The organism is Parabacteroides sp. AF19-14, from assembly GCF_003635485.1.
GTDB classification, from domain to species: domain Bacteria; phylum Bacteroidota; class Bacteroidia; order Bacteroidales; family Tannerellaceae; genus Parabacteroides; species Parabacteroides distasonis.
On the sequence record NZ_QTMJ01000006.1, the window covers coordinates 67,214 to 93,545 of the forward strand.

The 26,332-nt window shown below is 43.0% G+C and carries 19 protein-coding genes; 17 read left to right on the forward strand and 2 right to left on the reverse strand.

From position 1 onward, the window contains the following. The first annotated feature begins 29 nt into the window (after positions 1-29). The 4 genes from DWX33_RS08075 (at position 30) to DWX33_RS08090 (ending at position 4,611) form a co-directional block, all read left to right on the forward strand. Entirely contained in the window at positions 30-971 is a 942-nt protein-coding gene (locus DWX33_RS08075; protein ID WP_005859559.1) for a DMT family transporter, read from the forward strand. A gap of 129 nt (positions 972-1,100) precedes the next feature. Continuing rightward, a complete protein-coding gene (locus tag DWX33_RS08080) occupies positions 1,101-2,363 on the forward strand; it encodes a DUF4933 domain-containing protein (RefSeq protein ID WP_122380168.1) in 1,263 nt (420 codons plus the stop codon). Between the two features lie 124 nt (positions 2,364-2,487). Next, complete coding sequence (locus tag DWX33_RS08085) at positions 2,488-3,417, forward strand: 6-bladed beta-propeller (RefSeq protein ID WP_306797874.1); 930 nt, start codon at positions 2,488-2,490, stop codon at positions 3,415-3,417. 33 nt (positions 3,418-3,450) lie between these two features. Further along, complete coding sequence (locus tag DWX33_RS08090) at positions 3,451-4,611, forward strand: DUF4221 domain-containing protein (protein ID WP_122380169.1); 1,161 nt, start codon at positions 3,451-3,453, stop codon at positions 4,609-4,611. A 72-nt stretch (positions 4,612-4,683) separates the two neighbouring features. On the opposite strand, the gene DWX33_RS08095 is transcribed toward DWX33_RS08090, so the two are convergent. Beyond that, complete coding sequence (locus DWX33_RS08095) at positions 4,684-5,856, reverse strand: ATP-binding protein (protein WP_122380170.1); 1,173 nt, start codon at positions 5,854-5,856, stop codon at positions 4,684-4,686. Positions 5,857-6,735: 879 nt separating this feature from the next. Further along, a complete protein-coding gene (locus DWX33_RS08100) occupies positions 6,736-7,743 on the reverse strand; it encodes a helix-turn-helix domain-containing protein (RefSeq protein ID WP_233570143.1) in 1,008 nt (335 codons plus the stop codon). Positions 7,744-7,935: 192 nt separating this feature from the next. On the opposite strand from DWX33_RS08100, the gene DWX33_RS08105 reads away from it, so the two are divergent. From DWX33_RS08105 to DWX33_RS08170, 13 genes are all read left to right on the forward strand, one after another. Further along, a complete protein-coding gene (locus tag DWX33_RS08105; RefSeq protein WP_009275352.1) occupies positions 7,936-8,154 on the forward strand; it encodes an NVEALA domain-containing protein in 219 nt (72 codons plus the stop codon). A gap of 8 nt (positions 8,155-8,162) precedes the next feature. Next, positions 8,163-9,212: a TolB-like 6-bladed beta-propeller domain-containing protein gene (locus DWX33_RS08110; RefSeq protein WP_122380172.1), complete on the forward strand. Its 1,050-nt coding sequence runs from the start codon at positions 8,163-8,165 to the stop codon at positions 9,210-9,212. Positions 9,213-9,224: 12 nt separating this feature from the next. Next, complete coding sequence (locus DWX33_RS08115; RefSeq protein WP_122380173.1) at positions 9,225-10,079, forward strand: DUF1573 domain-containing protein; 855 nt, start codon at positions 9,225-9,227, stop codon at positions 10,077-10,079. A gap of 206 nt (positions 10,080-10,285) precedes the next feature. Next, positions 10,286-10,516, forward strand: a complete 231-nt coding sequence (locus DWX33_RS08120; RefSeq protein ID WP_005859565.1) for an NVEALA domain-containing protein — start codon at positions 10,286-10,288, stop codon at positions 10,514-10,516. 187 nt (positions 10,517-10,703) lie between these two features. Continuing rightward, the gene (locus tag DWX33_RS08130; RefSeq protein WP_122380174.1) at positions 10,704-11,756 is read left to right on the forward strand and encodes a BF3164 family lipoprotein; all 1,053 of its coding nucleotides are present in this window, start codon (positions 10,704-10,706) and stop codon (positions 11,754-11,756) included. A 95-nt stretch (positions 11,757-11,851) separates the two neighbouring features. Then, on the forward strand, positions 11,852-12,712 hold the full coding sequence (gene lepB, locus DWX33_RS08135) for a signal peptidase I (RefSeq protein WP_005867479.1): 861 nt from the start codon (positions 11,852-11,854) through the stop codon (positions 12,710-12,712). Between the two features lie 6 nt (positions 12,713-12,718). Beyond that, entirely contained in the window at positions 12,719-14,128 is a 1,410-nt protein-coding gene (locus tag DWX33_RS08140) for a transglutaminase domain-containing protein (RefSeq protein ID WP_044545980.1), read from the forward strand. A gap of 2 nt (positions 14,129-14,130) precedes the next feature. Next, positions 14,131-15,939, forward strand: a complete 1,809-nt coding sequence (locus DWX33_RS08145) for an O-antigen ligase family protein (protein WP_122380175.1) — start codon at positions 14,131-14,133, stop codon at positions 15,937-15,939. A 100-nt stretch (positions 15,940-16,039) separates the two neighbouring features. After that, entirely contained in the window at positions 16,040-17,107 is a 1,068-nt protein-coding gene (locus DWX33_RS08150; RefSeq protein WP_122380176.1) for an efflux RND transporter periplasmic adaptor subunit, read from the forward strand. A 27-nt stretch (positions 17,108-17,134) separates the two neighbouring features. After that, positions 17,135-20,200 carry an efflux RND transporter permease subunit gene (locus tag DWX33_RS08155; RefSeq protein ID WP_122380177.1) on the forward strand — a complete coding sequence of 1,022 codons (3,066 nt, stop codon included), beginning with the start codon at positions 17,135-17,137 and terminating at the stop codon, positions 20,198-20,200. After that, complete coding sequence (locus tag DWX33_RS08160) at positions 20,197-21,690, forward strand: TolC family protein (RefSeq protein WP_122380178.1); 1,494 nt, start codon at positions 20,197-20,199, stop codon at positions 21,688-21,690. The genes DWX33_RS08155 and DWX33_RS08160 overlap by 4 nt, the downstream gene beginning before the upstream one ends. After that, positions 21,680-24,910 (forward strand): efflux RND transporter permease subunit, encoded by a 3,231-nt coding sequence (locus DWX33_RS08165; protein ID WP_122380179.1) that lies wholly within the window; start codon positions 21,680-21,682, stop codon positions 24,908-24,910. The genes DWX33_RS08160 and DWX33_RS08165 overlap by 11 nt, the downstream gene beginning before the upstream one ends. Before the next feature lie 52 nt (positions 24,911-24,962). After that, positions 24,963-26,309: a family 10 glycosylhydrolase gene (locus DWX33_RS08170; protein WP_122380180.1), complete on the forward strand. Its 1,347-nt coding sequence runs from the start codon at positions 24,963-24,965 to the stop codon at positions 26,307-26,309. Positions 26,310-26,332 lie beyond the last annotated feature (23 nt).

Genomic DNA, 26,332 nt, shown 5'->3' on the forward strand with positions numbered 1-26,332 from the left:
ACTACTTTTGCGCGCTAATATTTTTAATCATGAATGCAAAAGCAAAAGGATATGTTCTAGGGGCTATCGCCGCCGCGACTTATGGAATGAACCCCTTGTTCGCCCTACCCTTGTATAAAGCCGGTATGAATCCGGATTCAGTCCTGTTTTTCAGATATTTATTCGCGATCCCGGTATTGGGTATCATGATCAAAGCGAGAGGGCGGAACTTTAAGTTGAAACCCAACGAGATCGTTCCTTTAATCCTCATGGGGCTGTTGGTTTCCTTCTCTTCCCTAGCGTTATTCCAAAGCTATAATTATATGGAAGCAGGCATCGCCTCGACTTTACTGTTTGTCTATCCGATCTTAGTGGCGCTGATCATGGCGTTTGTCTTCAAGGAGAAATTAACGTTACAAACCATCTTTTGTATCTTGCTGGCATTAGGCGGTATCGGCTTACTTTATAAAAGTGGCGACGGAACGACTCTTAGTTTAACCGGTGTCCTGTTGGTCATGGCTTCCGCTCTTTCCTATGCTATTTATATCGTAGGCGCAAATCGTCCGCTATTGAAGAATATCGCTACGTTGAAACTTACGTTCTATGTCTTGCTTTTCGGAATGACCTTGTTTTTAGTCCGTATAGATTTCGGCAGGAGCCTTCACATTGTCCATGATTGGTATTTATGGGGTAACCTGATCGCTTTAGCCATATTCCCAACCGCTATCTCTTTCCTTTGCACGACACTAGCGGTCCAATATATCGGCTCCACCCCAACGGCGATCCTCGGAGCCTTGGAACCGTTGACCGCCGTATTCTTCGGAGTGACTGTCTTCGGTGAATCATTAACGTTACGATTGTGTTGCGGAATCATCTTGATCATCCTAGCCGTTACCCTCATTATCGCAGGAAGTAACGTAACAAGCCACCTAGTCCGTTTCCGAAAGCTTTTCCCAAGGCTTCCGCTTAAGAAAAAGAACGCTAAATCATAAAATCATATACAGGCATCATTTCTAGACACTATTCTACGGGTCTGTCGCAAATCTATGATAAATTCGTAATATCAGTTGTTACAATCAATTATTTTACATATGTTTGCGATAAACAATACGTATCCAATCATGATCACCAAGTTCTCAACATGCTTATTGTTCCTTGCATTGCTCTTAAATAGTTGCCAACAAAGGAATCAACCCGCCTCTCCCCAATATGAAGCGGAGTATAATCGTTCGACGACTCCGGCCCTCATTGATATAGAAAAGGCGCTGGACCATCCGGCGATGTTGAAACTGAGTCAAATAGCCTCTAAGCTGGAATATTATAATGTTGGAGACGCTCGTTACACGGTAACACAAGCGATCGCTATTCCGGATAGCGACGCTTTCATCACATTCAATAACCCACGTATTTATTATCGTAAGCAAGGCATTCCCAGCAAACGATATGGATTTAAGGCCTTGGATTATAAATGGAACCATGGTATGAACGGCCTTAATCTATTTTACGACAGGAAAACAACCCGTATGTACTGCGCCTTGAGCGGCCTCGACCAAGACAATAAAAAAGATTCGACCACATTCAACGATATAAGGCCATGTATCGGGGAATTACCCACATTAGATACGATGCTGACCATTCAGAATTATATATTCCCCGAAAACCTGCCTACCAAATATTCGATAAATGCGGATGCCAGTCAAATAGTAGGCTTCTCCTCCTCGGGATATATGCTTTGTGATTATGCGGAAGGCTCTAAAATCCCGAAAGGAATAACGACATTCAACCTTCGAGGAGATACGCTTTGCAAATTCATCCTTGCGGATACCAAGGATATTAACGTCTCTCCGGATACGATCACCCGGTTTCAAACCTTTTATTGGAATACGGATCAAGACCGAATGAATTTCTTGATTCCTTATCGAGATACGGTATACCAGCTTTCAAGTTCCCACTCGATCACCCCTTTATATGCGCTTCATAAAGACAATCAAGATAAACCGACCGGTCTTCGTTCTTTCTTGGAGAATCCGAACGGGCTATTTATGGGAGTCTTTCAAAAAGGTTCTCCCGCCATCTATAATTGGCTGGGATGGCTGGACGATTACAAACCGGTTATCACCCATCGAGTAGTCTATCTCAAGAAAGAGAAGAAAACATACGCCTTACCCAAAAGCTCCGGAGGATTTATCAATGATATAGATGATGGACTTCCGTTCTGGCCAGACGGACAAACCGATGACTGTGTTTATATGATTCGTACCGTCACCGAAATGCGTGAGACCGTTAAACGCACAGGCTCCTCCCGCCAAAAAGACCTGATCAAATTCTTAGACGATCCTAAAGTGTTCGAGAGGGATTATGTAATGATCGTGGCAAGACCCTAATTGGATATTCAATCAATAAACAACCTAAAGATAGCAGATCATGAGAACATTATTATACCTATCCTTTTTCATTATATGTTTAAGCTGTACACAAAATTCCACAACAGAGAAACATATAAGTAGCATGGACAACATTGTCGATGTAAAGCATAACGTAAAAGAAATAAGTACCGGAGAGATTATGATCAATCGATATCCCCGAATTTACTTGATGGATAATTATTTAATCATACAGGATTATAAGGCTTATGACAACCTCATCTATATCTTTGACAAGAACACCTTTAAATTCTTAGCCAGTACAGGACAGAAAGGAGAAGGTCCCTCCGAAATCGCAAATATGGGAGACATAGGTATTGATGAAGTCCGCCGGAAATTCTATGTAACGGATCATGGCAAACAGAAAATCTTTAGTTTCGATTTGGATAGCGTTCTAGCTGATCCCACTTACATACCTTACGTAAAAATGAATATCGACATCGAAAGATTCCCAAGCGATTATCAATATATAAATGATACATTATGCATAGGCAGGATCATACAGCCTATAGGGACTAATGATTTCAAGCCCAGCATCGGTAAATGGAATATGGTAACCGGAGATATCCAAATCATGAAATACGAACACCCGGAAATAGAGAAAAAGCGTATAGTATGCGATGCTTCCATGGAGCATAATATATATGTGGAAGCTTACAATTACCACGATTTGATCACGATATGCGATTTAGATGGTAATCTAAAATATAACTTATATGGCCCTAGATGGGACAACCGGAAAACTAACAAGATAGAATATTATCGCTCCATCGTATTTTGTGGTGATAAGATATTCGCTTGTTATTCCGGACAAGATAACTTCCTCAAAGATAAAAGCGGGAACCTCCTCCCGACTCCTTGCACTCAAATTCGTGTCTTTGACCTAAACGCGAATTATCTCTATACTTTAGATATAGGATATAACATCATCAATCTTCGCTATGACAAAGGAAACGAGCGGATCATTATGAGCATGGAGGATGAGATTCAGTTTGCTTATTTAAATTTAGAATAAAATATATGCATTCATTTTAAATACAATAAACGAATGAAACTACAACCATTTTTCCGATTCCTATCACTCTTGCTCTTTATCCTCTCTTCTTGTGAGCAAGCAGAGAAAAGTAGGTCTTATCAATTAGTAAGATCCGATCAGACCTTGGCTTTCACCTTGGATGATAAGACAAAAAACGTAACCCCTTTCTTATCGTACTATCGTGACAAAAAGGGAAAGGAATATATTGTGTTACAATCTTACTCCATGCAGTCCCGTAGCAATAAATTCTATTTTTATGATAAGGATAGTCAAGAACTAGCGTTCAAGATAGAACCGGAGATCGAGGGTTCAAATGGAGTAGGCCGTGTATTAGGATGCTATATACAGGATTGGGACAGCCTATATCTCACCAGCTTATTTGAACCAGAGATCATACGCATCAATAAGGATTGCCAAATACTAGAAAAAATAAATTATGAGGAAGCAAATGATGGCACAAGACTTTACAACAGTAGTTTCCTAAGTTTCAGAACCGCCACCCTGATAGGGAGGGATCTATATATCTATTCAGATCCCAACCGTTTGATAGAGAAAGATTATGTCTCCGCTACTATCAATCTCGACACGAAGGAGATCAGAGCATTACCTTTTGTTTATCCGGACTATCCCGGCTCTTCGGTCAAATTGAAACGATACGGGCTAGAGGGTAGCTATAGCCGTTCTTTTGATGGGCAGCGATTTGTATATTCTTTCATTTACGATGAATCTGTCTATGTGGCGAATATCGCACACGACTCCATCCGCAAGGTATCCGTGAAAAGCGAGTATATCGACCAAGTGCAATTGCCAGACGAGCTAACCGCCCAAGCGATCGATTTCTGTCAAAACGCGATGTATGGAGACTTGATATACGATCCTTACCGAGAGGTTTTTTATCGGATCGCTTATCCATCCACTACGATCGAGAAAGGGGTTAAAGCTATGGAACTTATAGAATATGGACGAAAGACCTTTTCAATCATAATCCTTGACAAAGAGTTAAACAAGCTAGGAGAGACTCTTTTCCCTAATTACACGTACAATTCAAGACAATTATTAGTTTTACCCGATGGCCTTTACATATGTAACAGCCATTTCATGAACCCCGATTTCAACGACGATATATTAAGTTTTATTCGTTTCGATCTAGTTTCTCGATACGACCGGAGATAAACAAATACTGTATATCAGCATATTACAGCAAACACAGACAAGCCTTATTCCAGTGGATTTCCTAATAGATATTCAATAGATAAAGCCAAACATCCATAAAGGAATCATATTGCGGAAAGCATACTCTATGTCATCTTTCACCACATACCCATCCGCCGCTTGCTTGATCTGTTGCCGCGTCTTATTCTTTCCCCCAATCTCAAAGGTTCGGCCATCTATCTCAAAGTCTGAAATCGCAGAAGAAGTAACGAAGCATACGACTCGCATCCAAGATAGAAAAACCGTCTCACGCACGGAACCGATATCCGGTACCTGCTCCGACAACGCATAAGCCAGATTCGTATTATTCAGATAGATCTTCTCTACTTTCTCCAATAATTTCAAGCCCTGCGCTTTTTCTCGCAGTAAATTAACCAGACCTGCCTTCTCCAAATAACTCATGTAGTCGGGCAACACATTCCGGCTGATATCCAAATCTCTCGCCAACTTCGTATAATTTGGTTTGAAAGGGACACTTTGAGCTAATACATATAATAATTTCTTCAACTTTACGGCAGAAGCCACCGTCATATCCGCAAAAATCGGAATATCAGATTCCACCATTTGGTTAATCACGCTACGCAGACGCAAGAGATATTCCGTATCTTGAAAAAATGGATAATAACCTGTCAATAAATAATCATTAAATAATTTGAGTGGACGAGCTTCCTTATAAGGGAACTCAACCTTCCCAGCAAGAATCTCTTCCAACGAATACGATGGAAGCTGCCACCCCTGCGAAATATTCAAATATTCCCGAAAAGAAAGTCCGGGTAATCTATACTCTACCTTCCTGCGACTTAAATCCGCACCACCTTTCTCCAGATCAAGAATAGACGAACCTGTATAGATAACTTGAAGACCAGGAATTTGATCGTATATATTCTTCACCTCCCTAGACCAATCTTTGTATTTATGAATCTCGTCAATATAAAGTTTTTTCCCACCCAGATTATAAAATTGATAAGCCATGTCGAATAACCGATACTTGGTAAAATAGAAATCATCTGCCGTAACATACAAAGACTCATCCTCACGATCATACAATTTGATATGCTGCAACAATAGGGTAGTCTTCCCAACACCACGAGCACCTAAAATCGCAACCAATCGGCTATCCCATGCGATCTGATCGTGAAGAAAGCGCACGACTTCTGTCGAAGTATGCTCTAATTGAGTTCTAAAGGAACGAAATAAGGTCTCCATATCGATTCATGTTTAAAGGACAAATATACAAAATTGCACGATACGATGTGCAATTTTGTATAAAAATTGCACATCGTATCGTGCAAATACCTTTATATAAATTGCCCTAAGGCTATCTGCTTAAAAACGCCCTCGTCCCACTCACTATTCATTTACCACCCTATCCTTTCCTATAAATAATCAAAAACATCTACAACATCTACAACTTCGCATATAGACATCTGGTTATACGAAGTTTAACCCATGATTGCAGATAAAAAAACATCTACAATAATCCGATCCTATCTACAATCACTTACGCTTTTTCACCACAAAACAGAACGATCTTCTTACACTCGCCGTATTTCATCACTTCAGCACTCTTCTTGATACCTATAGAACATTAACATACAATAGCTTACAGTTTTTATTGGCAAAAACAAAAGTTTTCCGCCTATGAAACTTTTGTTTTATAACTGGAAAACTTTTGTTTCCCTAGGAAGAAACTAAAGTTTCCTATAGGAGAAACCATTGTTTTCCCTACGAGAAACAACAATACCCCTGTATGTTAACGTTTTTAGTTGACTACTTCGCATCTTATTTATAAAGCAGGTTGACCGGTTTGCTACTTAGTAATAAAAGAGGTTGACCATGTTCTATCTTATTCATGAACGAGGTTAAGCCGGACAAAAATAATTAACATTGTTTGCACAAATTCATTCAACTCACGATATAAATAGGTGACCTTAGATTGGCAATCCTAAGACCAATACAGACTTAGCTAAGTAATATATACTGTGTTGGGCAAGTCAGTATATATTACTTAGCCAAGTCAGTACTACTGCCGATAGCAAGCTCATCACACAAATAAACCATCAAATGAACGTTGAGATAGAGAATTTACTCTCCCGAAACGATCTTTAGCGAATATCCTTTACCCCGAGCACTCTCTATCACCAAACCCGGAATAGGAGACAAATCCTCTTTAAGCCTTTTAGCCGTAGCGGTAAGAGCATCTTTGGACACACTTCCATCCGGCCAGATTTCTTCTTTCAGCTGATCGGACTCTATGAAATATCCTTTATGTTCTAATAAAATACAAAACAGTTTCAGCCGTTGATTTGCCAATTCGATACGATGCCTATGATAATGCAATACGCCATGTGTTTCATCGAACAAGATATCTTCTTTTATTTGTATCATCTCTTTAGGTGCTTCTTGTAGTGGCAAGATATTTATCCTTGGTCTTTTCCATGTCAAGACAATCGCAATAACCCAGAGAATAACCATTGCCAGAATCCAAAATATATTTCGCAAAAACACTTCACCTACTATATAAAGGAAAGGAAATTGAACAAACGCTCGCAAAACGATCGCCCGATTCGCTCCAAAAACAATTTCTTTTAATGGTATGAAAGATTGATAAAAAGAAGTATCTGAAGAGCTACATTCCGTCTTGTCTATAAAGGTATAACAAGTTACGGTCTGAGCCGAAATCGCATGTTCATACAAAGATGCACGAAAAGCACTATCCAGTAAGGTTACTTGAATCGGATTCTCCATGGACAAACAATGTTGGAGACAAAAATCAGACTTCTCCTGTGAAGACATCCTCCGTGCCACCTCCTTATTATTCCTCATATGTATAATCGCATCGGCAGTCTTGATTGTAATGCTATCTCGTTCCAATCGATTAGCGCCTGAATAGGAAAAACAAAAAGCATCCCCTAAATCTTTTATCCGCCTATTTGTATCATCTTGAACTGCCTGCTGAAATAACGTTTGAGACTCTTCTTGTAATTCATACTTTACATTTTGGTATGATTTATAAAAAGACAACAAGCAAATCATCGTCATCAGAACAAATACACTCCACTTCCAATAAAATTTCCAATTTTGCTTCTCCATAATTATTCCTCGTTGAAACTGCAAAGATACGTTTTCCATCCCTTTCTACGAATAAATTCATTCAACTCGCAAGATGAAAGATGACTATAGGTAGACAAAAGGCTTATTTTTCAACTGTCAGCTAAAAGTCACCTAAAAAGATTGGCTATCCAAAGACCAAGCCGTACGTTTGTAACAAAAATTAGAAACGACATGAAACAAATTACTTTCAAGAAAGCTTTCGCTATCATTTTCATTTGCGCCTTGTGTGCTTCGTATTTTCTTTTGAAAGAAGGAAAACAAAATTTCTCAGATCTTACTTTCTCTAATATTGAAGCGCTAGCTTCCGGTGAAAGTGGATCCAAAGATTGTTATATGGCTGGCTCTCTATCATGTAATGGAGGATATTACAAATATATATACAACCGTTAAAACAACACATGAACTACTACGTGTACATAGTTCTATTAATAGGTAGTCTGGTATCCTGTTCGGAATCCTCACGGCACTTCCCCCGCTACGAGGATTTTCCCGATGAAAAGGCATTAAATGCGCAGGTTATCCACCTAGATACCGCCTTGTTCCGCTATCCTTTCCGGGTAGCGGTCAAGGATGGTATCGCTATTATCATGGACTTGCACAACGTAGATTATTTCTTCCATGCCTTCTCTTACCCCGAATGGGAATATATGACATCGTTTGGCAAACGAGGCGAGGGACCCGAAGAAATGGTATCGGCAGATTGCTTCCGGTTTATCTCCAAGGATTCTATCTGGACGCTCGATGCGAACAAAATGCGAACAACCCGGTGGAAGATTGAACAAAATATGAACAACATCATCCCCGTAGAAACGATCGATATGGACAAGCGGCTGGTTAGGGCATTGGACTTTTACCCGATGGAATCGGGCTTTTTAGTATCTGACTACCTCGGTGAATATAGACAAAAGTGGACAGACCGAGAAGGGAAATGGATTCACTCCGCTAATCAGATCCCGACCGAAAATAATTATGAAGACATCGCACGCCCTGCATTGGCGCAAGCGTGGCGAAGCTTCTTCGACTATAATCCCCAAAAAGGCATCTTGGTCATGGCAACCCAACTAGGAGAGGCATTAGAAATATACAACTTCACAGATACTACACAAACCGTACGATACGGACCTAATGGAGAACCTCAATTCGCAATCTCACAATCGGAGGGAATTCCAACGGGTATCATGGGATTCAGTGATGTTCATATCACAGACCATTTCATTTATGCCGTATTCCATGGGCGTAGCTTCAAAGATATCGAACAAGCATACCTACGAGGGGAAGAGATTGAGGATGGAGGACGATATATCTATGTATTCGACCTCAAAGGAAACCCCGTCCGGAAATACGTGCTCGACCATGCCATTTATGGTATCGACGTAGATGAGGATACGGGGACGATCCTTGCCACGGATGTAAACAGCAACGATCCGATTCTTTCATTTAAAATATAACGACAAAATATCATGAAATACTTAAATCTAATCATACTATTATTATTCCTTCTAGCTTGCCAAGACAAGAAAAAAGACGAGATCAAGCATTTAGTATCCGAATGGCAAGGAAAAGAGATACGATTTCCGAAAGACATGGTCTTTGCACGGTTTGCAACCGATACGGTAGACTTCACCCTGCCAAAATCCCCCCACAAGGTGCTGGTTTTCGTGGATTCCATAGGATGTACCAGTTGCAAACTCCAACTGCACCGATGGAAAGAACTGATTCAATACACCGACTCCATTACCCAAGGAACGGTTCCATTCCTGTTTTTCTTCCAGTCCGATGATAAGAAAGAAATACGGTATATATTGAAAAAAGACAATTTCGACAAACCTATCTGTCTGGATCAATCCGACAAGCTGAACGAACTGAATCATTTCCCGGCCGACGGGAGATTTCAAACCTTTCTATTGGATAAGGACAATAAGGTCGTAGTGATAGGAAATCCTATCCACAACCCGAATATCCGGGAGCTATACCTAAAAGAGATCACCGGAAAACAACCCGCTTCACAAATACAGACCACCGTGAAAGTGGAAGAGGCATCCATACAGCTAGGAACTATCCAAATGGGAGAAAGCAAAGAAGCTGTTTTCCGATTAACAAACACAGGAAACAACCCGTTAGTCATACTAGACGCGGCTACAACCTGCGGCTGTGCCCGCCCATCTTTCGACAAACATCCCGCCAAGCCGGGAGAGATCCTTCAAGTAAGAGTCATCATGACACCGAAAGACAAAGGAGTCTTTGACGAGACGATTACCGTGAAATGCAATACGAATCAACTGATAAAATTAAACATTCGGGGGATGGCTCAATAAATAAAAAAGAAGGGAGAGCTTGCCGGATATATTGGAACGATCACAAGCAAGCCTCCCACCCCACTTTTACTCATGAAGCAGAAAGGAGGTGACACAAAAGTAGTAAATTAAATTGAAAGAGGAATTCGAGAATATCCTTATCTTGCAGAAGAATAGTAAGCAAGAGATTAAATTCTCAAAAACATAAACTATAAAAAAGAAATATCATGAGAAAAAAGATTTTAGGAATAGCCGTAATGGCAGTCGTAGCAGTAGCTGCGGCATGGAACATCAACCAGAGTGAAAACGAGATTAAACTCTCTGATTTAGCGCTTGACAATGTGGAGGCATTGGCTAGTGGGGAAGGTGGAAGCGGATATTGCAGTTACTCTGGGGGAGGATGTATTATCAAATATTCCGATGGGACATCCACTTACATACCGGGACGTTGGAACTAAAATTTAATCAAAGGAGGGTGTGCCAAAACGAAAAAAATCACAATGGAATACAGTCGGTAAATCAATGGAATGCAGATGTTTTCTCATTGATTTTTAATTTGTATTTCATAGACTCTAGGTATCTTGAGCAAGAAGAAAATGTGTTCAATCCCTTAATTTGGCATGCCCTCCTTAAAAAATCAGTATCATGAAGAAATACATTATCTTACATCTTTCACTCATCCTATTAGGATTCATCGCTTGTACCGATGATCAAAAACAAGATGACAAAAACATAACTTTCCAGAGAAGTGATTTCAAAGTCCGAAAATCACTATCCGGAAAAACTATTGAATTTGACAGTCTTATTTTACGACCTTCACAAATCCAATTATTCGACTCCTTCCTAGTTACTTGCAATCAAGGGGCGGAAAAACAATTCCACATCTTCAACCTCAATACGGCACATAAGGAAGGAGAATGTATCCCTGTAGGACAAGGGCCTAAAGAGATGATGACACCATGTTTCGTCAATCGGAACGATTCCGTAGTCATTTTTGATATGATGACCTCTACGATTTTCACTTACTCTATCCCGGAATTTACCAGTGGAAAAGAACCGGAATACGCCAGCCGTATCTCCCTAGATACAAAACCGCTATGGAGCAATATTCGAAGCTTGGGCAACGGGTTCTTAGGCGTATCCTATCAAGAGACGAGTCCTGGATTCCTTTTTGATCAAACAGGTAAGAAAACGATGGATTTCGGTACTTATCCTAAAACTGAGCAGGAGTATACTCCTGCCGAATTAATCAATGCGTTTCGGGCAGACCTAACCACCAACCGAAAAGAGAAGGTTGCAATCACTCACTACTTCACTGATTTAATTTGCATCTATAACGTGAACGGGACCTTGGAAAAACAATTACGGGGACCGGATCATTTCGCATCTGTTTTCAAAGAATTTAGGGATGGAGACATTATCGGAAGTAAAGCGAGCCCGCAAACTTATAGAGACGCTTTTTATAGTCCTGTAAACGTGGGGAATAGTTTATTTGTTCTTTATAATGGAAAAATGGTGACAGAGCCTAATTACAATATATTATGCAAAGAATTATTTGTAATCGGATGGGACGGTAGCCTTGAATGCCATTACACATTAGACCAAGGAGTCTCCTCCATCGCTGTAGACAATCAAAAACGGAAGATCTATGGTATCAGTGATGATCCGGAATATCATATCGTAGTGTTCGACTATTGATGACTGATATCCAAAGAATTTGGATTTAGGAAATGAGGCATAAACATAAAAGAATGGGAATAGAAAAACGTATATACAAAACAAATATAAATCAGATGTTACGATATCTGACACTTATATTTTATGGGGTATTTGGTATTGGTTGCATATACGCATTCTTCCTCATCTTCTGTTTCAGCACGTTCAAAATCCCTTCCGATTCCATGGAGCCTCAACTCCAAACCGGAGATCAAGTATTAGTAAACAAATGGATAGCCGGACCTAGGCTATTCAATATTTTCGCATCTATGAAAGGGAAGCGGGTAGATATATACAGAGTACCCGGAGTCGGGCAAATCAAACGGAATGATATTCTCGTATTCAACTACCCGCATCCCTATTCATGGGAGCGGATCGAAATGCACATCATGCAATATTATATCAAACGCTGCCTCGGGTTACCGGGAGACTCCATCCGGATCGAACAGGGATTCTACCGAAACAACCATACAAAAGAGCCTTTGGGGAATGTGGAAAGTCAAGCGAACCTATCCAGACAAAAAGCGGATCGGATGCCGGACGGTGTCTACCGTTGTTTCCCTTTTGATTCTACATTCAATTGGAATGTTCATGATTTCGGTCCTTTGTATATCCCCCGAAAAGGGGATAGAATTACCGTGAATCAAACAAATTATAAGCTATACAAACAAATGATCGAGTGGGAATCAAAAGATTCCCTATCGTGGAAAGATAGTAAAGTTTATATAGGAGACAAACAGGTAAGACAATACCGGTTCCAAAGCAACTATTACTTCGTGGCCGGAGATAAGACAGAAAACTCTAGAGATTCCCGTTATCTCGGACTTATACCGGAGGAATTTATCGTAGGGGTAGCTTGGAAAGTGTGGAAATCCGTTGACCCTTACACGGGGGAATACAGAAAGGGACGTTTTTGGAAAAATATTCGAAACAATTGAAGAATTATGAATAAGCTTATTTTATATGTATGCGCTTGGATCTGTCTGCACTCTTGCGGTTTCTCAAAAAGCCAAGAAGAAAGTATGTTGGAATATGCGTTGTCGCAAGCCGGCGATAACAGGAAAGAGTTGGAATATGTCATCAAATACTATGAAGGGGATTCATTAAAAAGAGAGGCCGCCCGCTTTTTGATACGCAATATGGTCTATCATTTCGGATATGAGAAGCGAGAGAGGGTATCAGACATCACCACCCTATCCTCGGACTATCTAATCCGTAATATCGAGCTGGCGTTTCAGGCGTGGCCCAAGCCCTGGAATAAATCGGTAAGTTTCGAGAATTTTTGCAGGTATATACTTCCCTACCGGGGGTTATACGAACAGCCCTCCGGTTTACGTGAGGAGCTGATGCGGACGTACCTCCCTTTGCTGGATAGTTCGCATATTGATAACACGTACGATGCGGCCGTGAGGTTACAAAAGATACTACGAACCCGAGTCACCTATCAAACGGAGATACCCATCCACTATCCAACCGCAGAGGAGATCCACCGGACAGGGGTTGGACGTTGTGATGGGGTAGTCTTGTATGGTATCCAGCTGATGCGTGCGGCCGGTATTCCCACTGTAGCAGAACATACGATCTGGACTCGTAGGAACGGGGAACATTATTGGTGCGCATTCTTAAACGAGGATGGGCGATTCCTACCTTTCGCTCCGGAGTACGAAGGCCCGGATTCCTTGATCTACAACCTAACCAAGCCGTTCTTGACCCCGGCCAAGGTTTACAGATACGGATTCGCCCCCTTACATCCGGTAACGACCGAGTCGACCGATGAATACCGTACGTTCTTAAAAAATCCGTTATTGACCGCTGTCACGGAGCAATACCTACCACCTGTCGCAGATATCCATACGACTTGCGACCTCCCGGTGAGATCAAAAAGAGCACCTATTTACCTCTGTACCTATAATCATGGTAACTGGAGGCCTTTCGCCATGAGCGAACGGATCGGCAACCGCTGTACCTTCCCGAAGATCGTAGGCGATGATGTGTTTATCATCGCCGAATATGACAAAGAGGCTTATGGCTCACTACGCTTCATCACATCCCCTTTCCATGTGAGCAATACGGGGATCATCACGAAAATTAAGCCCGATCCGGCCCGAACCGATTCCATCTTTATCGCCTCGGACAACCCGTATCAACAGCAAGTGCCGTATACACTCGCTTATTGGGAACAGGAACAGCAGTGTTTTAAAAACGGATATTTCCCGACAGACACGATACCCGGTGGCATCCTCATTCGCAAGATACCTAAAGGGAGCCTGTTGAAAGCGATGATCTCGCGACCGGAAAAGGCTGCGGAAGATCGTATCTTTTTGGTGGAAAACGATACGGTAAAAAGATATTAACCATGAAAGAGCTGTTGAAACTCGGCGTATATACCCTACTCGGGACACTTTTGCTAAGCGCCCCTTTCGCAGGATTGGGAATGCTATCCACACACTTGGTGACAGAGAAAACCTTTTGGATTCAACTAATCGCCCTGTTCTTATCCGCCGTGTCCCTACAAGGTTTGTGGTTGAATCCAAGCAAGGGGCTGTGCCCATGGACTTACGTGGATATCCTCCCCCTTTCCCTCTTGGGGCTTATCCTCCTCTCTTATCCCTACTCCATACACCCGGAGCCGGAAAAGCTCCTGTTTATCGGACAAATGGTTGTCTTGTGGTATCTGCTTCGGCAGGTGTTCCATGAATATCCGGTGCTCATAGGATATTTTTCAATGTTCTTTATCGCGACAGGCCTTATAGAAGCCATCTGGGGCTTCCGTCAATTACAGGGATGGGCCTATTCGAACCATTCCCTGTTTCGGCTGACCGGCTCTTTTTTCAATCCGGGGCCTTATTCCGGATATTTGGCGATCACATTACCGGTGGCTCTTGGCATCTTGCTGGAACAGTCCAAACGAAATATGCCCTATTACCTGTCCATGGGATGTATAGGCACAGCGATCGTTGTACTTCCTGCGGGAATGAGCCGATCGGCATGGATAGCGGTGGTCGTTTCTTGCGCCTGGGTATATGCCCTGTACCGCCTTGACAGGAAACAGGCAGCGACCAGACTGAGACAACACAAAAGGTGGTATATCATAGGCGGTATCATAGGCGGCATATTGCTTCTTGGCGGGAGCGCATCACTCTATACATTAAAGAAAGATTCGGCGGACGGAAGGTTTCTGATGTGGAAGATCACGACGAAAGCAATACAAAAACAACCGATTACAGGTACCAGCCTAGGTGGGTTCCCTGCCGCTTACGCTGAAACACAAGCGGAATACATGGCTTCGGGAAAAGCGACTGAACAGGAAAAGTTGGTTGCCGGATGCCCGGAGTACGCATTTAATGAATACTTGCAGATTGGATTAGAACAGGGGTTAGTAGGATTAGCCCTATTTATAGGCTGGCTGGGGCTTCTATTTTATAAAGGAATAAAGAACAAAAGGTATGCTTGTTGCGGGGGATTGATGTCTCTGGCTATATTCGCCTTCTCTTCTTATCCATTGCAATTGCCGGAGTTTTGGGTAGTATTGATATTCCTAGGGGTGATGAGCGTAACACCGAACAAGGATGAGATCCGTGAGAACCAAGCCGAATCAAATGGCCATAGATGGGGCAAACAGATATTTTTTATGGGAATCGCTATCCTTGGAATTGGTTTGTTCTGGATGCAAAAAGATCATTATAAGGCTTATCAAAAATGGAACAAGGCGCAAATGTTTTACAAAAATAAAGCTTACGAAGCGGCCTTGGAGGTATATGAACCTTTGTATCCATTATTGAAGCATAAACCGGAATTCCTTTTCGAGGTCGCTCAATGCCTAAGCAAGACCGGACGATACGAGAAAGCGAATGAATATCTGGAAAGAGCTGTCTTATTAAGCTCCGATCCCATGCTTTATTACGTAATGGCAAAAAACGAACAGTCATTAGGACAATACCGGCAAGCGGAGAAGCACCTGTTACATGCCATTGATATTTTACCGGAACGTATCTATCCGTATTATCTGTTAATGAATCTTTATACGGAACCATCTTATTTTCAACCTGCAAAATTGAAAATGGCGATTGATTCCGTATTAACTAAGAAACCCAAAGTGGAAAGTTCCGCTATTAAAGAAATGAAAGAGAAAGCACGAAGTATGTTAAACAACACATCAATATGAATACAATATCCTTATTTTTATAGCAATTACGACTACATCGTAACAATAAATACTTATATTTGCGAATGATAAATTGTACAAACCGATCAATCATACGAGTATGAAATACTATAAATTGTTGACCTTTACGCTTTTATTCTGTTTAAGCGCATGCGGTGGAGAAAAGAAAGATACAGATGCCACACAGGATTCCGTAGAGACCGTATTGCCGGATGAGGCGAACGAAGTCACGATCATGACATTGAAGCAAACGGAATTTAATCATGAGTTGATAAGCAATGGTAAACTGTCCGCTCGCAAGCTGGTGGACTTACGGTTTGAGTCGGCGGAACCGATCGCCCGCATCTACGTGAAGAACGGAGACCGGGTAAACAAAGGACAGAAAATAGCGGAACTCGCTACTTTCCGGCTCACGAACAAAACAGCGCAAGCCAAAGATGCCCTAGAGAAAGCGAGGCTTGAATTAAAAGACGTATTGATCGGTCAAGGATATATGCTGGAAGACTCAGCGAAAGTCCCGCCTGCGACGCTCAACCTAGCACGGGTAAAAAGTGGATATGATCTGGCGCTCGCCCAATATCAACTTGCCCAATATGAGGAACAGAATGCGACGCTAATCGCGCCTTTCGACGGTATTATCGCAAACCTTTTCGCTAAACAAGAGAACGTGGCGTCTACGACGGACGCATTCTGTACCGTTATCGATCCTCATAGTCTGGAAGCCTCTTTCACCGTATTGGAAAGTGAGTTGCCGCTTATCCAAAACGGAGATAAAGTGGAAGTTACCCCTTTCGCCACCACCAGCTTAAAGACTGAAGGACGTATATCCGAGATCAACCCGCTAGTGGATGAGAACGGGATGGTACAAGTGAAAGCGGCGGTAAACGACAAAGGTAAATTATTCGAAGGCATGAATGTACGGGTTAGCGTACAACGCTCGCTCGGGAAGCAATTGGTCGTACCGAAAACGGCCGTGGTATTACGTTCCGGGAAACAGGTCGTATTTACTTTAGTTGATGGGCACGCTTATTGGAACTACGTGCGCACCGGACTGGAAAACGCGGATAGTTATACCCTTTTGGAAGGATTGAAAGAAGCGGATGTCGTGATTACAAGCGGCAATATTAATCTGGCGCATGAGTCACCGGTCAAGGTAATTAAAAATTGAGAATTGAGAATTGAAAATTAGTTGCGTATGATTCGCTTCCTGCTACAACGTCCGATAGCGGTATTGATGGCTTTTACGGCCTGCTTTATCGTGGGGTTGGTGACTTATTTCACCATACCGGTCTCCTTATTGCCTGATATCGCCATACCAGAGATTACCGTTCAGATATCCGGACAAAATACATCCGCACGGGAATTGGAAAACACCGTCGTGAAGCCGGTCCGTTTGCAATTGATGCAAGTGGCAGGATTACGGGATATCCATAGCGAGACTCGTGATGGAGCGGGTATTATCCGCCTTAGCTTCGACTTTGGCACGAATACGGATCTTGCCTTTATAGAGGTCAATGAGAAAATAGACGCCGCCATGAATTACCTGCCCCGTGAGGTAGAACGTCCACGGGTGGTCAAGGCGAGCGCTACGGACATTCCGGTGTTTTGCCTCAACCTCACACTCAAGACAATTGAAAACGACGAGGCTTTCCTCGATCTTTGCCAATTCGCGGAAACAGTAATCAAACGAAGGATCGAACAGTTGCCGGAAGTCGCAATGGTGGATATCACGGGCATATTAGGACGGCAATTACAGATCGTACCGGATATGAAGCTCTTGGATATGGCTGATATTACGTTAAATGATTTGGAATCAGCCTTGTCTGCCAATAATATAGAGCCGGGAAGCATGACCGTACGGGATGGTTATTATGAGTACAATATCAAATTTTCTACCTTATTACGTACACCGGAAGACGTACAAAATATCTATATCCGTAAGAATGACCGGATCTTCCAGATAAAAGATCTGGCAAAAGTAGCTGTCGTACCGGAAAAAGAAACCGGCTTATCGCTAGCCAACGGGGAAAGGGCCGTTACATTAGCCGTTATCAAGCAAGCGGATGAGAATATGGACAATATGAAAGAGGCGCTTGCCGAGGTTACCGATTATTTCAAGTCTATTTACCCGGATATTGAATTTACGATCACAAGAAACCAGACCGAGTTATTGGATTATACGATCTCCAACCTCAAACAGAATCTATCGTTAGGTTTCTTATTTATCTGCATCGTGGCGATCCTTTTCCTCGGGGACGTAAAAAGCCCGGCGGTAATCGGACTAAGTATGGTAGTCAGTATCATCATTAGTTTCTTGTTCTTCTACCTTTTCAATATGTCCTTAAATATCATCTCCCTATCCGGATTAATTCTGGCATTGGGTATGATGATAGACAGTTCCATCATCGTGACGGAGAATATAGCGCAATACCGGGCAAAAGGAGATAATCTGGAAGAAGCGTGTATAAAAGGGACCACAGAAGTAATCACCCCCATGCTTAGTTCCACATTTACCACGATCGCCGTATTCGTCCCGCTGGTATTTATGAGTGGTATAGCGGGAGCGATTTTCTTCGATCAGGCGTTTGCTGTTACGGTTGGTTTAATGGTCTCTTATTTCACTGGAATCATGTTACTGCCTGTACTTTACAAATTAGTTTACAGCATACCGGAGATCAAGCATTCCTTTTTCAATCTGAAAATAAACAATTTGATCAAGGAGCATACGCTAGACCGATTCTATGACGGAGGGGTTGATTTCATATTCAGGCATAAAACCACTAGCCTACTATTTGTAGCTGTCACTATCCCCCTTTGCGCGATCCTATTCTATATGATCCCCAAAAGCCGGATGCCGGAAATCGATCAGAATGAGTTAATCGCACATGTTGAATGGAATGAGAACATCCATATTGATGAGAATAGAAAGAGAGTCACCGAATTATTTGGTGAGGCCGATCGGTTAGGCGCGCAACACACGGCCTATATCGGACAGCAACAATTCCTGCTAAACCGAGACAGGGAATTATCCATCTCGGAAGTAGAGCTTTATTTCAAGACAGAAGAGACCGATGCTATCGCTCCTTTACAACAAGAAATCTCCGCTTGGGTAAAGCGAAATTACCCGACAGCCGTATTATCGTTCTCTCCGCCGGAGACTGTGTTTGAGAAACTGTTCGTAACCGGTGAGGCCGATATCGTAGCCGAGTTCTATGCCCGTAACAAAGAACAAGCTCCGGATGCCCCTACTTTGCAAAAACTAGAGAAAACACTAGAGAGTAAGACCGGTCTCGCTCCCGTTGGCGTAGCTTTCGAGAATCAATTAAACATATCCATAGACCATCAGAAACTATTACTTTATAATATCTCCTATGAAGAGGTCTACCGGGTACTTAAGACGGCCTTCAAGGAAAATGAAGTCGCTACCTTACGCTCTTATCAACAGTATTTACCGATCACGCTAGCCGGAAACGAGCAAACGGTCGATCATATCCTACATAATACGTTAATCCGTACGCAACCGGACGAAAACCAAAAGACGAATCATGTCCCTCTTAGCGCAGTAACAAAAATTACTCCCGGAGAGGATTTGAAGATACTCACCGCTGGAAAGAACGGGGAATATATTCCTTTTAGCTTCTATCAAGTAGAGAACGCGGAACAGTTAATGGAAAATATTCGGGAGCTCGTCCGCTGCGAATCCAAAGATAAGACGAATTGGGACATCGATTTCTCGGGAAGCTTCTTCTCGAACCAACAAATGCTGAATGAACTGGTCGTCATCTTGTTCATATCCATTCTCTTGATGTACTTTATCTTAGCGGCGCAATTCGAGAGCTTCTTGCAGCCCTTGATCGTCCTGCTGGAAATACCTATAGACGTAGCCGCCTCCTTACTGGTATTATGGATATGCGGGCATACCTTAAACCTGATGAGTGCTATCGGTATCGTGGTAACTTGCGGTATCATCATAAACGACTCTATCTTGAAACTGGACGCGATCAATGAGCTTCGGAAAGAAGGTGTACCCTTGATGGAAGCGATCCATGAGGCGGGTCGTCGCCGTCTGCGCCCGATTATCATGACCTCATTGACAACTATATTCGGTATGGTACCGCTACTATTCACCTTCGATATGGGAAGTGAGTTGCAAAAGCCACTCTCCATTGCCATGATCTCGGCGATGCTGATCGGTACGGCAGTCAGTTTATTTATTATTCCTTTGGTTTATTGGTTTATCTATAGGAGACATGCATTATGAAAAAAAGATACAAGAGGACATTCCTAGTTTTATATGCGTTCTGTTCGCTATTAGCCGGAGGAGTATCGGCCCAATCGCTCATCCTTTCCCTTGAGAAGACGATCTCATTGGCCGCCGATAGCTCGCTGGAGGCTTTTCGTACGAAAAACCTATTCTTGTCCGGCTACTGGGAGTTTCGTAATTACAAAGCGGAGCGACTGCCTAGTCTTACATTGAATATTACACCCGCCGAATATTACCGGGATATCACGAAACGATACGATTCAGAAAAAGACATCGACGAATACCGTAAGCAACAGTCCTTTTATGCGGGAGGAAACTTAAAGATCAAACAGAACTTCGATATGCTGGGTGGTAGTTTCTTCGTGGACACGGATCTGGGGTATATGCGCTATTTCGGCTCGAATACTTATAATCAGTTCACCTCCGTTCCAATCCGTATCGGATACAGCCAAGATTTATTGGGATACAATCCTTTCCGGTGGGAGAAGAAGATAGAGCCTCTAAAATATGAGAAAGTAAAGAAAGAGTTGCTTTATAATATCGAGACCGTCAGCGAGCAAGCCACCACCTACTTTTTCTCTTTAGCCATGGCTCAAGTAGAATATGATATGGCTAAAGAAAATGTAGCGACAACCGATACGTTATACCGTACCGGCCAAGAGCGGCATAAGATCGCGGCTATTAGTCAAGCGGATTTACTAACACTCAAACTGGATGCGATCAATGCCCGCAATACGTTACAAAACGCCGATATAGCCTTGAAGCGAGCCATGTTCAGTCTGGCCTCGTATTTGAATTTCGATAAGAATACGGAGATACGGCTTCGGCTGCCGTCACGCCCCCATGATATGGATATTCCGGTGGATCAAGCATTGACGTTAGCCCGGGAAAATAACCCCAAGTTTCTGGAAGTGCGGCAAGAGGTACTAGAGGCCGAGCAACAAGTAGATAAGACCAAGAAGGAAACCTTATTCAACGCATCCTTAAATGCCAGTATCGGTTTCAATCAAGTAGCGACCCAGTTTAAGGAAGTTTACAAGAATCCGCTGCAGCAGGACTTGGTATCGATATCTATCTCTATTCCCCTTATAGACTGGGGAGTACGGAAGGGTAAATACAATATAGCCAAAAGCAATCTAAATGTTACGCAAATATCCGCACGGCAGACGGAAGTCACTCTGGAGGAAGACGTAATCATGACTGTCGGCGATTTCAATGTACAGCAAAACCTGATCGCCAGTGCCGAAGAGGCTTTGGACATCGCGATCATGGCCTATAACGAGACCAAGCAACGTTTCATGATCGGCAAAGCGGATATCAATAGCCTTACGCTCTCCTTGAACCGACAGCAGGAAGCGCAACGTAATTATATCACGGCCTTGCAAAATTATTGGTTGAGCTATTACAAAATACGTAAGCTCACCTTACATGATTTCGAGACAGGCATCTCATTAGCCAACGAATTTGATTACGAGCATGGGTTCTAAGCCGAACATATCATCCTTTACGATCATCGTCACCTTCCTCTGTATCGCATTGGCGGGGATCGCCTTCGTGCCTTTATTGCCGATCAAGCTATCTCCCTCCCGTACGCTGCCGAAATTAAGTATCAGCTATAATATGCCCTCCAACTCAGCGAGGGTTATCGAGATGGAGGTAACCTCCCGGTTGGAAGCGATGCTTGCCCGTATCAAAGGAATCAAAGAGATCTCCTCGACCTCGGGAAACGGATGGGGAAGGATTACCTTAGAACTAGATAAACATACGAATATAGACGCCGCACGTTTCGAGGCATCAACCATTGTAAGGCAGACGTGGCCGGACCTTCCGGAGGAATTAAGTTATCCGATTTTAGAGATGAGCCGTCCGGACGACAAGGAATCACGCCCGTTCATGAGTTATACCTTGAACGCTTCCGCTACCCCGATATTCATCCAGCGATTCGCCGAGGATCAGATAAAGCCCCGGCTTAGCAGCGTGCAAGGTATTTATCGTATCGATGTTAGCGGGGCAACCCCTATGGAATGGCGCTTGGAATACGATAGCCGCCAGCTACGGGATCTGGGGATCACGATAGAGGATATCCAATCGGCGATCAGCCAATATTACAAAAAAGAGTTCCTTGGAACCGCTAATATGGGACAAGGAGATACCGGCAAGGAATGGATTCGTCTGGCGTTAATGCCGGAAAAGATCACGAATGGGTTCGAACCATCGCATATCACCGTCGCAAACAAAGATGGTAGCTTAATCCGGCTGGATCAATTGATAAAGGTAACCCGGCAAGAAGAGGCCCCGCAAAGTTACTACCGGATCAATGGTTTAAACTCTATTTACCTGTCTATCCGTGCGGAAGAGACTGCCAACCAGTTGCAATTAGCCAAGAAAGTGAAGGAAGAAATGGAGCATATCCGCACCCTGCTTCCTCCCGGTTACGAGATCCATACCAGTTACGACGCTACCGAATTTATCCAAGAAGAATTGGATAAAATCTACGTCCGTACAGGCTTGACCATCTTGATCCTCTTGCTCTTCGTTCTGCTGATTACCCGGAATGTACATTATCTATTCTTGATCATCATCAGTTTAAGTATCAACCTGTGTATAGCCGTTATCCTTTATTATTTATTAGGGTTGGAGATGCAATTGTACTCGCTGGCGGGTATCACGATCTCTCTCAGCTTGGTGATCGATAATACGATCGTGATGACTGATCACATCCGGCACCATCATGACCGGAAAGCTTTCTTGTCTATTCTGGCGGCAACTTTGACGACTATGGGTGCCCTCGTGATTATCTTCTTCTTGGATGAGAAGATACGGTTGAATTTACAAGATTTCGCCGCTGTCGTGATCATTAATCTGGCCGTATCTTTGTTCATCGCGTTATTCTTGGTTCCGGCATTGATCGATAAGATGAATTTGCACCCGAAGAAAGCCGCTTCTTCTTCCCCAAAAGCTCGAAGTCATTGGAAACAACATCCGGTGGTCCGTCCGATACGGTCGTTCATACACCGTTTCCCAGTCTATTTCTCTCATTATTACCGGGCGCAGATCCGTTTCCTTTGCAATTGGAAAAAGCTGGCTTGCCTTATTCTAGTACTGGCTTTCGGACTACCGATATTTTTATTGCCGGAGAAGATCGAGCCGGAAGAGAAGGATCTATCCGCAAGGGACTCTTTGTGGATCGCCCGCTACAATGAATTCGCAGCGAAAGATATTTGGAAGGAAACGATAAAACCTATCGTCGATAAGAGTTTGGGAGGAACCTTGCGGCTATTTGTCCAAAAGGTATACGAGGGAAGTTATTTTACCCGGAATGAAGAAACGGTATTAAGTATCAGCGCTTCCATGCCAAACGGTACGACCCTTGATCAAATGAACCACTTGATCAACCGAATGGAGGCTTACTTGAGTACCTATAAGGAAATACGGCAGTTCCAGACCAGTATCTATAACGCACGTCAAGCCAGTATCAACGTCTATTTCACCCGTGAGAACGAGCGAAGTGGTTTCCCCTACACCTTGAAAAGCAGGGTGATTAGCAAAGCGTTGGAATTAGGTGGTGGAAGTTGGGGCGTATGGGGACTTATGGACCAAGGTTTCAGCAATGATGTCCGTGAGAACGCAGGTTCTTTCCGGATCGAGATGTACGGATATAATTATGACGAGCTATACGAATGGGCGGAGAAACTGCGGGAGAAATTGCTTACGTATCGCCGTATCAAGGAAGTATTGATCAATTCCGAGTTTTCTTGGTGGAAGGATGATTATCAGGAATTCTACTTCAACTTGAATAAATCCCGTATGGCGCAAGCGGATATATTGCCTATCGATTTATTCGCGTCTATCCGGCCTGTTTTCGGTAAAGATATCTACGCAGGTACCATCGTCGTTGATAACGAGACGGAAAAGCTAAAACTTTCTTCCCGCCAATCAAAGGAGTTCGATATATGGAGTATGCAATATGTACCTCAAACCATCCGTGATAAATCCTATAAGTTGTCCGAACTCGCTATCGTCGAGAAAAGCCAGACCCCTCAACAGATAGCGAAAGTAAACCAGCAATACAGGCTCTGCCTGCAATATGAATATATCGGAGCTTCCTCACAAGGCGAGAAGATACAGAAAAGGGAACTTAGAGAGTTTAACAAGATCCTGCCTATGGGGTATACGGCTAAAGCGGAAAAGAACTATTGGTCATGGGATCAGAAAGATAATAAACAATATGCGTTATTATTCTTGATCATCGTTATTATTTTCTTTACGACCAGTATCTTGTTTAATTCCTTGAAACAACCGCTGGCGGTCATTTTTGTCATACCGATCTCTTATATCGGGGTATTCCTGACCTTCTATTGGTTCAAACTGAACTTCGACCAAGGTGGATTCGCCTCCTTCGTTTTATTATGCGGTATCACGGTAAACGCCAGTATCTATATCTTAAACGAATATAACCAAATTCGGGAACGGATACCCGCTATTTCCCCAATCCGTGCTTATCTAAAGGCATGGAACGCCAAGATCACGCCGATTTTCCTAACCGTTATATCGACCATACTCGGATTTATCCCGTTCATGCTAGGCACCGATAAAGAAGCCTTTTGGTTCCCGCTCGCCGCCGGAACGATAGGCGGCCTTATCATGTCTATCCTAGGCATCTTCTTTTATTTACCGATATTTACGCTGAAAAAAGAACGGCATTAAACAGGAATACTTATCTTTAACGGATAAATCGTTAATCAAATTCATTAAACTTATGAGACACATAAATTATTTAGTATTGCTTCTAGTAGCTTGTTGCGTAGGTGCTTGCAGTTCCCCGAAAAATGATACGAAAGATGCTTATCCGATGTTCTGGACTTGGTTGGATTACCAGCCCGGAATGAATTTCGACTCCATCTGTACGATCATGAATGAGGCGGGGATAGACGGTGTCATGCTAAACGCCCCTACTCCGGATGATTATCGGGTCGCTATTCCCATCGCCCAGAAACATGGGATAGAGGTCTACGCTTGGCTATGGACAATGAATCCGGAACATGACCGGGACGCTATCTTAAAAGAACATCCCGAATGGTTCAGCGTAAACCACAATGGACAAAGCTTGGCCGATACGACCGCTTACGTGGATTACTACAAATTTATGTGCCCCGCCTTACCCGAGGTACGGGAGTTTATCAAGAAGAAAATAGAGGCTTACTGCGAGGTAGAGGGTTTGAACGGTATCGCTATCGATTACAACCGTTTCGTGGACGTTATCCTGCCGACTACCCTTTGGCCGAAATACGGTATCGTGCAAGATCAAGAATATCCGCAATGGGATTTTGGCTATCACCCGGCTATGATCGAGAAGTTCAAGGCCGCTTACGGATATGATCCAAGGGAACAAGAAGATCCCTCGCAAGACGAGAAATGGCTTCAATTCCGTTGTGACCAGATTACCGAGGTAGCCAATATGATCGCCGACGTGGTTCACTCCTATGGAAAGAAAATGGCAGCCTCCCCTTTCCCAACCCCCAAGATGGCGTCCAAAATGGTTCGTCAAGACTGGGGTAAATGGAATCTGGACATTGTCTTCCCCATGGTATACCATAACTTCTACACGGAAGATATTAGTTTTATCTCAGACTGTATGATAGAGGATGTCCGGGATAAGAACCCGAAAACTACGCTTTACTGCGGCTTAATGGTTTCAGACGATATGCAAGCCAGCATGGACGCCGCGCTAAATCATGGGGCGGAAGGAATCTCTATCTTTACCGTATCCGCTTTACGCACTCCGGAAAGCCGTGCGATGTTCAAGGCTTACGCGGATAGTGTTCGTGCGGTTCGTGCCGAGAACAATGGGGTGAATCCGGCTTTATCCAAGAGTACCAAAGTAACGAATCCTTTCGAGAACATGGATATCTTGAATAGGATAAACGCAAAGATCAAGGAGCTCGCCAACGTGCCTATTCCGAATATCGCCGATTATAAATTGGTGAAAGAGCAAGGTGCCACGAAATACTACGAGGTGAAAGAACTGAACACCGGTAAGACTTTCTGCGTAGATTTCTACTTCTACGGAGGTATTCTTTCCGGGTGGAATGTAACGGTTAAATAAGTACTTGATAATAGCTATTTTTT